This is a genomic window from Chitinophaga rhizosphaerae (assembly GCF_003958645.1).
Taxonomy (GTDB): Bacteria; Bacteroidota; Bacteroidia; order Chitinophagales; family Chitinophagaceae; genus Chitinophaga; species Chitinophaga rhizosphaerae.
Genome location: NZ_RXLO01000018.1, coordinates 48738 through 58258, shown reverse-complemented (window position 1 = coordinate 58258; position 9521 = coordinate 48738). Strand labels below are relative to the sequence as shown.

At 53.9% G+C, this 9521-nt stretch carries 13 protein-coding genes; 4 read left to right on the top strand and 9 right to left on the bottom strand.

Annotated elements, in window-relative coordinates; genetic code table 11:
- Positions 1-147: 147 nt before the first annotated feature.
- Genes EJ361_RS24730 through EJ361_RS24720 form a run of 3 tightly spaced genes read right to left on the bottom strand, consistent with a single transcriptional unit; the run spans position 148 to position 2051 of the window.
- Entirely contained in the window at positions 148-1293 is a 1146-nt protein-coding gene (locus EJ361_RS24730; protein WP_126249261.1) for a BamA/TamA family outer membrane protein, read from the bottom strand.
- A 45-nt stretch (positions 1294-1338) separates the two neighbouring features.
- The gene (locus EJ361_RS24725) at positions 1339-1818 is read right to left on the bottom strand and encodes a hypothetical protein (protein ID WP_126249260.1); all 480 of its coding nucleotides are present in this window, start codon (positions 1816-1818) and stop codon (positions 1339-1341) included.
- The gene (locus EJ361_RS24720; protein WP_126249259.1) at positions 1815-2051 is read right to left on the bottom strand and encodes a hypothetical protein; all 237 of its coding nucleotides are present in this window, start codon (positions 2049-2051) and stop codon (positions 1815-1817) included. Before EJ361_RS24720 ends, EJ361_RS24725 begins: the two co-directional genes overlap by 4 nt.
- Here EJ361_RS24720 and EJ361_RS24715 point away from each other — a divergent pair, their 5' ends adjacent.
- Positions 2052-2306: a hypothetical protein gene (locus tag EJ361_RS24715; RefSeq protein ID WP_126249258.1), complete on the top strand. Its 255-nt coding sequence runs from the start codon at positions 2052-2054 to the stop codon at positions 2304-2306.
- Here the strand turns inward: EJ361_RS24715 and EJ361_RS24710 are convergent.
- The 5 genes from EJ361_RS24710 to EJ361_RS24690 all read right to left on the bottom strand — a co-directional run bounded on the left by EJ361_RS24710 (position 2276) and on the right by EJ361_RS24690 (position 6428).
- On the bottom strand, positions 2276-2758 hold the full coding sequence (locus EJ361_RS24710) for a hypothetical protein (protein WP_126249257.1): 483 nt from the start codon (positions 2756-2758) through the stop codon (positions 2276-2278). The genes EJ361_RS24715 and EJ361_RS24710 overlap by 31 nt on opposite strands.
- Before the next feature lie 161 nt (positions 2759-2919).
- Positions 2920-3354: a hypothetical protein gene (locus EJ361_RS24705; protein ID WP_126249256.1), complete on the bottom strand. Its 435-nt coding sequence runs from the start codon at positions 3352-3354 to the stop codon at positions 2920-2922.
- 285 nt (positions 3355-3639) lie between these two features.
- Entirely contained in the window at positions 3640-4326 is a 687-nt protein-coding gene (locus EJ361_RS24700; RefSeq protein ID WP_240646732.1) for an NUDIX hydrolase, read from the bottom strand.
- A 72-nt stretch (positions 4327-4398) separates the two neighbouring features.
- Positions 4399-4782: a hypothetical protein gene (locus tag EJ361_RS24695; RefSeq protein ID WP_126249254.1), complete on the bottom strand. Its 384-nt coding sequence runs from the start codon at positions 4780-4782 to the stop codon at positions 4399-4401.
- A gap of 23 nt (positions 4783-4805) precedes the next feature.
- A complete protein-coding gene (locus EJ361_RS24690; protein WP_126249253.1) occupies positions 4806-6428 on the bottom strand; it encodes a M20/M25/M40 family metallo-hydrolase in 1623 nt (540 codons plus the stop codon).
- Positions 6429-6588: 160 nt separating this feature from the next.
- Here EJ361_RS24690 and gcvT point away from each other — a divergent pair, with 160 nt between their 5' ends.
- The 3 genes from gcvT (at position 6589) to EJ361_RS24675 (ending at position 8978) form a co-directional block, all read left to right on the top strand.
- Complete coding sequence (gene gcvT / locus EJ361_RS24685) at positions 6589-7677, top strand: glycine cleavage system aminomethyltransferase GcvT (protein WP_126249252.1); 1089 nt, start codon at positions 6589-6591, stop codon at positions 7675-7677.
- 87 nt (positions 7678-7764) lie between these two features.
- Positions 7765-8238 (top strand): SRPBCC family protein, encoded by a 474-nt coding sequence (locus EJ361_RS24680; protein ID WP_126249251.1) that lies wholly within the window; start codon positions 7765-7767, stop codon positions 8236-8238.
- A 14-nt stretch (positions 8239-8252) separates the two neighbouring features.
- Positions 8253-8978: a 2-phosphosulfolactate phosphatase gene (locus tag EJ361_RS24675; protein ID WP_126249250.1), complete on the top strand. Its 726-nt coding sequence runs from the start codon at positions 8253-8255 to the stop codon at positions 8976-8978.
- A 79-nt stretch (positions 8979-9057) separates the two neighbouring features.
- Here EJ361_RS24675 and EJ361_RS24670 read toward each other — a convergent pair whose 3' ends face one another.
- Positions 9058-9504: a DoxX family protein gene (locus EJ361_RS24670; RefSeq protein WP_126249249.1), complete on the bottom strand. Its 447-nt coding sequence runs from the start codon at positions 9502-9504 to the stop codon at positions 9058-9060.
- Positions 9505-9521: the final 17 nt, after the last annotated feature.

Genomic DNA, 9521 nt, shown 5'->3' with positions numbered 1-9521 from the left:
GACATAAGACCACATTTAAGTTTAAGATACCTGACACCAACTCAGGCACATGAAAAATCCCTGGCCGATGAAAACCAGGGATCAATTAATCCAGTTTAAAACCGTCAACTTATTCTAGGACGGGACATATAGTAAATTGATAACCAGTTAAAAAGCTTCCGCGATCGACAGGTAGAACCCTCCCTGCCGCTTCTCTCCCGCGCGTTTTTCGCCGATCCCATAGTCGAGGCGCACCGTGAGCCGGGAGGTTTTGTCGTAGAACCAGCGGATTCCGGCGCCATAGTTCGGTTTGATGCCGAAATCGATATTGCGGTTGGAAAAAACGGTGCCCGCTCCCGCAAAACCCGCCAGCGCAAAGGTGGGATGCATGTCGACGAACCAGAATTTGACCCGGATCCCCGGGTCGAGGAAGTACCGGTATTCCGCCTGCGCGGCGATGTAATTTTTGTCGCGGTACCGGCCGGTATAATACCCCCGCATGATATTATCGTTCCCCATTTCTCCCATCATATAAAACGGCACATCGCCCTGGGTAGACACGGCGTAGCCATTGAGGCCAAGCGTACTTTTTTTGGATAGCGGGATGAAGTGGCTGGCCTTGCCTTCGAGGCGCCAGAGGCTCCGGGTGCTGATGAATTCCGGCGCCCAGGAGATGTTCATGCGAACGAAGGAACCTTTGGTCGTATAATTCTGGTTATCGCGGTTGTCGAATATCGCGGTAGCGCCGATGAATGTATAATAGCCGCCTTCTTTGTCGATCAGGTTCGACGCCGGGTACACGCCCTTCGGGTCGTCGGAATCGTAGGTGTCGTGCTGGAACAGCAAAGACATCCCGGCGTAGAAGTGCCGGGAAACGCGGCGTTCCGCTTCGGCAGACACTTTATACCGCCGGTTGCCGACAAGGCTGCGGTTATCGTAATGGGTGGTATCGCCGATCCCGAAGAAATACAGCGGGAAATCGTGGTACCGGAAGTTGGTGCGGATGTGCCAAAGGTTGTCGCGCGTCCAGTTTTCGAAGCGGAGATCGAGTTTGAACTGGCTGTTGGTCGTAAAGGTGGAAAGGAGGCTGGCGGTGGAGTTGCGGGTAGCGGGTGCCGGGTCCTTTTTATCGCCATAATAGCTGTAAAGCGCCACTACGCCAAATTCCAGGCCTTTTTCGGGGGAATAACCCAGGATGGGGACCGGCAGGAAGGATCGTCTTCTTGCGGCCAGCAGCGAATCTATCGGGGCATCCTGGGCCTGGAGGCCGGAGGCCAGTAAGCACAATGTCAGGGCAGAAACAACTTTACGCATAAGCCCGCAAGATGCAAAAAAATCGGACACCGCGGCGCAATTGCGTTATTGTTGGGGAACAGCGCTTTTTTTGCCGCGAATGAACCCGGCGATGATGTTGACGAGGAATGCCACTTGCCCAAGAACGAAAATGAGGGCCACCGCCAAAGTGAGCAAATTGGCGGATTTCATGCGCCCGAAATCGGCTTCCGGTGAGGATGGATAGTAACTCATCTGGAAATCCGTCGAATGAAGGTATAGCAATACCGGGATCATCCCCAAACTAAGCAGATGGAGGTATTTCAATACGGTCCACTGCCGGAAATTCCGCGTCAAAAAATAGATGACCGCGGCGAAAGCAAAAGGAACCGACAGTAGCATACACATGTGGGGAATTGCGATCACGTAATAGGTGTCGTGCAAGTGGATGTCGATCGAGTTGTTGATATCCCACGGAAATAGCGCTGCCGTAGCCAGGCCCAGCGCCAGCAGGATGAGGATAACCTCCGGCCGGAGGAACCCCCGGATAATATTCGGCTTTTTCATGCAATTGTTTTTTTACCCCGGATGAAACCGGCAATAATATTTACCACAAACGCCAACTGACCCCCAAAAACGAAAATCGCCGCAGGCAAAATCAAAACATCCACCACTGCCTGGGAAAATTCCCACCGATGCCGGCTGGCCGTATCAGGAAGAACAAGGGTTGCTTCCGGCAGATTGCCCACTGTTACCGCCCAATGAAACATCCACACCGGGAAAATAATCAAACTCGCCACATGAAAATAATGCAAAGCGCGCCACTGCCGGAAACCCCGCGTGAAATAATATGCCGCGGCAAACACAAACAACGCCAAAGGCTACAGCAGCGTGGGTTCTGGCCAGATGCCGAAGTAATCGTTTCCCAAGGCGGCATTGATACTATAAATAATCATCCAGCAAACGATCATCAACGCGATCAAACCCTCCGGCCGCAACAAGCGCCGGAAAGAGAAACGAACTTTCATGCATTGAATGTAACGTCTTTCACATAAGTTGCCGCCAGTTTCACCACATAAATTATCTGTCCGATGACGAACGCCGCAAAAACAGCTACCAGCATCGCATTCAGCAACTGCTTGTAAAAATCCGTTCCTGCAATGTAGAACGAAGGATTCCCCGTAAAATACCCCACACGATAAATTGACGCGATCTTATACGTGATTAACGGCGCCGCCAGCACGCTCACGAAACACACATACGGCAACATCCTCTTTTCCTGGTACCGCCGCGCCAGCCAGAACGCCCCCGCGAAACCCAGCGCCACCATTGAAAACGGCGCATACCAGCTGTCGAAAACGATCGTGGTCACATAATCGGAGGTATCTCCCCGGAGGCGGAGCCCGTGGCTTTCGAGGCTCCAGTGTTTCACCTGGAGAAGGGCCGCCAGTAAGGAAAGTAGCGCCTCCGGGCGGAGGAGCCTTCGATGCAACTTCAAACTATACATGCTGAAAAATTTTTCTGCCGCGCATACATCCGGCAGCCAGGTAACTGCCCGGACGGAGATACCGGGGGATTTGGTGCAGGCGTTTCATAGGCATCGCGAAAATAGGGAAACACGATTGCCCGAACGTTCCTCCAACCCCCAAAGTTTGCACAGTGGAAAAATCATGCGGCCGACTTCGCACCCACAAACACCCCGATCGAAATATGCGCGAAGAAGGCAAGATGCCCCGCCAGCAGGAAGTACTCGGAAAAACACTGCAAAGCATGGGAAAGCGGGCGCATGTTAACACCCGGCACATCGCCGGAAACTTCGATCGTCCACATCGCCACGGCAAAAAAGTACATCGACGCTACATGGACGTGCGACAGCCAGGGCCAGCACAACAACCGGGAAACCAGCCTGTAAATGATCGCTTCCCCGATCAGCACCACGATCATATAAACATATACGTGTGGCCAGTACCAGTGAGTGCCCCAATCGGTGATAAACGCTTCCCGCGAAGCGAAAAAATTTCCCCAGGTGAAACAAGCCAGGGCCAGCAGTAAAAATTGTATGTGCGGACGGAAAAGGAACGGAAGGTTGCGAGCGGTATGCATGAATAGGGATTTTGATCGAATGATATTAAAGTTCGGGATAAAAAGCGTTTTCAAAAGTGAGCGCCGTCATAACCCGGGATGATTCGGGACGTTAAATTATCCGGACCTTCCGTGTCTTTAATGGCCTCATCACGGCAAACACACCCATTTCGGTGAATGCTCCCCAAACCCGCTGCCGGCAAGGGATTTCGTCTATTTGGGTGAATTATACACAAAACAACGGTATTTCGATAAATCCTGATTTTTAATTTGTGTATATGCGCATTTAAATTGATTATAAGCAAATTATGAGAAAATCTCCACCGGCGCCCCGCTTTCCTTCAATTCCCGGAATTTATCGCGGTTGAAGCTGTATAATTGAGCCGGGCGACCCTGTAATGGGTGCTTCAGTTTCTCCGGACGGGCAGCCAGCAACCCGAGCCCGTTGATCTTTTTCTGGAAATTCCGGCGGTCGACCGACCGGTCGTATACCCATTCGTACAACTTCTCCAATTCCGAAACCGGGAACTTTTCGTCGAGCATCTCGAACGCCAGCGGTTCGGTATGCAACCGCACCCGCAAGTGTTCGATGGCTGCCGCCACGATCTCGGCATGGTCGAACGCCGTGACGGGCAACTCGCGGACCGGGTACCACTTCGCTTCTTTCGTCCCCATTCCCAGCACGATCTTGCTGGCCGAATGGCGGATAAGCGCCAGGTGCGCCACGCAAAGCACGCGGCCGCGGGGATCGCGGTCCGGGTGGCCCCAGGTGCTCATTTGTTCGAGGTAATTGGCCTTCAGGCCGGTTTCATCTTTCAATTCGCGGTGCACGCAAGCCTCCAAAGGCTCATCGTTATGAACGAATCCGCCCGGCAAGCCCCATTTAAATATATGCGGCGGGATGGTCCGCTTGGTAAGGAGCACCATCATGCCTTCTTTGGATGAGTACCGGAGTACGACGGCCTCCGCCGTCACACGGATGTGTTGATGCATGGTCAGGGATTAGGATATTCTAAGGATTAATAAGTCGGCTACTGTCTGTTACTGTTGTCTCCAGGGATGATATTACTGTCCGGCCACGTATTGCTGTACCTGCGCCGTGCCCTTGTGAAGGTTCACGAAAAAGGGATTCTTCTGCGGATCGAAAACGATGATCGCGTTGGATTCCCATGCATTTTGCGCGGAGGGCAGCACGATCTCCACCTGCAGGCCGTTGGCCCGGCGAAACATCAAACTGTCTTTCTCGATGAATTTGGCGGCAAAACCTTTCCCTTCCAGGAATTGAACGATACTGTCTTTGGCGATCTTCACCACACTGTCCTGCATCGGATGCTGGCGCAGCACGTAACATTTCTCCCCGATCACCTGGTAATTGGAGGTGTCCGTCCGCTCACGAACGGGGTTACACGCAATTGCCAGCAGGGCCGCGGCCATAATTAAATAACGCATGGCGCAAGTTATAAATAAAGGATTTAAAATTGGATGTCAAATACTTTCTCTTCGGCCCCGCGTTTCACCTTCACCGAGGTTTTATCGCCTTTCTTGAAAGTGCCCAGCGCTTTGGTATAGCTCATGGCATCGGTCACGGCGTAATTCCCCAGCCGAACGATCACGTCTCCCGCTTCAACGCCCGCGGCCTTGGCGGGTTTCCCATCCCGGACGGATTCCACTTTCGCGCCGCCCCTGAACGTATAGTCGAGCATAACGCCCAAAGTTACCGTGAAGCCGGTTCCAGACATCGGCGGCGGATCACTGGTTTGGGAGAACGCCAGTTTCGGGCGGCCGTTCGTTTTTTCGATGATGCGGTAGACGAGTTTCACGATGGTCAGTTCTCCGGCGAAATTGATTTTTTCGGTATCGTCGCCGGGTTTATGGTAATCGCCATGGGTGCCGGTGAAGAAAAACAGCACGGGCACGTTTTTCAGGTAGAACGAAGCATGATCGGAAGGCCCCAGCCCGGAGGAGTCATAACTCACCTTCAGTCCTTTCGGGACCACGTCCGGCACCACTTCGCCCCAAACGGGGGAAGTGCCGTATCCGCCGATCTGCAACCCTTTTTCCGCAGAAAGCCGGCCCACCATGTCCATATTCAGCATGAAATTCACCTGTTGCATGGGCACGGGCCCTTTTCCCGCGAAATATTTACTGCCGAAGAGCCCCAGCTCTTCGCCCGAAAAGGCGACGAAGGCGTAATTGGCATTTTTGAGTTTGGATTCTTTCAGCAACCGCGCCACTTCCAGCAGCGCGGCGGTCCCGGAGGCATTGTCGTCTGCCCCGTTATGCACCGCTTTTTCGTTGGGTGCGAGGGAGTTATGGTCTTCCCCGTATCCCAGGTGGTCGAAATGTGCGCCGATGACCACCGTGACGGGGGCGCCATTGTCGATAAAGCCGACCACGTTGGTTCCCGTGCGTTTGAACGGCACCAGGTCCGCCTGCAGCTCGATCTGGAATCCGTTGGCATCGTCGGCCGAGAGGGTTTTGCTCCCTTCCTCCCCTACCCATATCGCCGGGATGGCGAGGGTTTCGTGGGGAAGGTCGAGCCAGTTGGCGACCGTTTGCAGCTCTTCGCCGCCGTTGAAGAACACGATGCCGGTGGCGCCGCTTTCTTTGGCTTCCCTGGTCTTTTTAATATAGAAATCCAGCGGTGCGCCATGGGGGTTTATCTCATCTTTCGCATCTTTTACATTGATGAGCCAGACATTGTCTACTTCGTTCACACCGGGCAATACTTCGCCTTTGGCGCTTTTTTCCGCGCTGAACGGGAGCGGCACGAATTGTTCGCCGGCCTTCAGTGGCTGGCTGTTGATGGAAAGGCGCGCCTGCGGCCCGGATTCCAGTCCTTCGCGAACGAGGAACGGCTGGAGGAAACCGTCGGTCCCTTTCGGGCTGAGCCCGATCGCCTGCATTTGGCCGGCGATATAGGCGGCGGCGAGCTGTTCGCCCGGGGTGCCGGTGCGGCGGCCTTCGAGCTTGTCGGAGGCGAGATAGGCTACATGCGCCTGGAGATTGCCGAGCGTTTTCTTGTCGGCTTTTTTCTGGGGGTATGCCGTGAGGGCCATACCCGCCAGGGGCAGGATGAGATAAAGCTTTTTCACTCCGGGGGTATTTTGGGGCAAAAATAAGACGAATAGCCGGGATGAACTGATTATTTATCACGGGATTGTCTGACGGGAAGCCTCCGATTGTCCAATCCATAAATTATGTACTAAATTTGCCCGGCCCGAAAGCCGGTTACAACAAAAAATGAATAAACACATGAAAAACACGCCATTTACGCACAAACACATTGCGCTGGGAGCCAAGATGGCCCCGTTTGCGGGATACAACATGCCCATTTCCTATTCGGGTATCAACGATGAACATGCCGCCGTGCGCAACAGTGTAGGCGTATTTGACGTCAGCCACATGGGCGAATTCATCCTCAAGGGCGACAATGCGCTCGACCTTATCCAGCGCGTAACGAGCAACGATGCGTCGAAGCTCACTGCCGGCAAGGCGCAGTATTCCTGCCTGCCGAACAACGAAGGCGGGATCGTGGACGACCTCCTCGTGTATTGCATCGAAGAGAACAAGACCTATATGCTGGTGGTGAACGCGAGCAATATCGGGAAAGACTGGAACTGGATCAGCCAGTTCAATACCAATAATGTAGACATGCAGGACATTTCCGACAAAACCTGCCTGCTGGCCATCCAGGGCCCTAACGCCACGAGTGTGCTGCAGACTTTGACGGACGTAGACATCGTCAACATGAAATATTACACCTTCGCGAAGGGGACCTTCGCCGGGGTAGGCAACGTGCTCATCAGCGCCACCGGCTATACCGGCGCAGGCGGTGTTGAAATCTATTTCGAAGACAAAGACGGCGCGGCAGACAAGATCTGGGACGCGATTTTCGAAGCAGGCGCATCCAAAGGCATCAAGCCCGTGGGCCTCGGCGCGCGCGACACGCTCCGCCTCGAAATGGGTTTCTGCCTCTACGGGAACGATATCGACGACCGAACCAGCCCCATGGAAGCCGGTTTGGGATGGATCACCAAGTTCACCAAAGACTTCCCTTCCCGCGCGATCTTCGAAAAACAGAAAGCGGAAGGCATCCAGCAAAAACTGGTAGGTTTTGAAATGGTGGACAAAGGCATCCCCCGCCACGACTACGAAATCAGGGACGCGGAAGGCAACGTGATCGGACGGGTTACCTCCGGCACCCAATCTCCCTCCCTCCAGAAGGCCGTTGGCCTCGGATATGTAAAAACTGCGTTTGCAGCATTGGATTCCGATATCTATATTGCCGTGCGCGATAAACTGCTGAAGGCAAAAGTGGTGAAAGTGCCCTTCCTCGGATAATTCCGCGGAGCGCATACCAATTCTGCCCGGCGCAGCGTTACAGCAGCACACCCACGACGACCATATCTTTTAAACTGTATAACCGCTATGCCAAGTATTCATCTGACCACGGTCATTCATGCACCGTTGCAAAGGGTTTTCGACCTGAGCCGGAGCATCACCCTGCATAAACGAAGTATGTCGCACCTGAAAGAGGAAGCCATACGAGGGCGGACCAACGGGCTGATCGAGTACGACGAAACCGTGACCTGGCGCGCCCGGCACCTGGGTAAAAACAGGGAGCTGACCACCCGGATCACCGCCATGAACAAACATGGGCATTTTACCGACGAAATGGAAAAAGGCGATTTCACCCACATGAAACACGACCATTTCTTCAGGGAAATCGATAACGGAACGGTGATGATCGACGTTTTCGAGTTTGGCGTACCTTACGGCGTTTTCGGGAAATGGCTCGAAAAACTGTACCTGCGGAAATACATGTGCCGGCTGCTGGAATTACGCAATCAAATCATCAAGGAATACGCAGAGAGCGAAAAGTGGCGTGTGATCCTTGATTAATATATAAAGAAAGAATGAGCGAGATTAACAAACCCAGGCTGGAAGTATGCCTGTCTCCCGCACTGCTGCACCTGTTCGACGTAAAGAACAGCATCGTGGTGATCATCGACGTACTGCGGGCCACCTCTACCATCTGTACCGCGCTCCATAACGGCGCCGCCAAAGTGATCCCCGTGGCTACGGTGGAAGAATGCGTGAACATCGGCCGCCAGCTCAACGCCATTACCGCCGGAGAGCGCGACGGCAAGATCGCGGACGGGCTGCTGCACGGCAATTCCCCTTTCGAATACCCGGCAGCGTTCATCGAAGGAAAGGTGCTGGTGCTGACTACCACCAACGGTACCAAGCTGCTGCACATGGCCAAAGACGCCGTGCAGATCATCACCGGATCGTTCCCGAACATTTCTTCCGTATGCGAATACCTCATCTCACAGGGTCAGAACGTGATTTTGGGGTGCGCGGCGTGGAAAGACCGGGTAAATATGGAAGACACGCTGTTCGCCGGTGCGGTGGTAAGCCGTATCAAGGAGCATTTCGACGTCAACTGCGATTCCGCACTGGCCGCCGAAACCCTGTACCACAGCGCGAAGAGCGATCTTTTCGGGTTCATGAAAAAAGCTTCGCACTTCCAGCGGCTGGCCCGTTACGGCCTGGAGGAAGACATCCGCTTCTGCCTCACGCCCGATGGCGCCAATGTGCTGCCCATTCTGTACAATGGCGAGTTGGTGAAAGAGAAATAATTGCAGCTACGCATACACGTAAAAGGGTGAGTTTCACAATGAAAACTCACCCTTTTTTCCTTTGTTCCGGTGATGGGTTTTAAGCCAGCGCGCCGGATGATTTCTTTTGTTTCAGTACATTGTCTACCGACCATGCACCTCCGCCGCCAAGGGCAAACGCCAGGGTGATGAGGAGGGCGAAGAGCGGAGAGGCTACATCCACCATCCCGTTACCCGTATTGGCTTTGAGGATCACAGCCACGACCATCGTGATCACGAGCGACCAGGATGCCCAGCGGGTGAAAAGACCGAGCGCCAGGAGCAATCCGCCGGCGAATTCGGCTATGGTAGCGAGCAGCCCGAAAAAAGTGGGTGCGAACGAAATGCCGAGGAAGTTCATGGCTCCGCCGATCATGGCCCACAATTGCGCGCCACCGGCCAGCTTCTGCCAACCAAAGTAGAAGAACAGTACGCCCACGCCAACGCGGAGAATGGTAAGGCCGAGGTCCTGGCCTTTTGAATTGCTGATAGAAAGGGTGTTTCCCATAGAAAGATTTTATACAA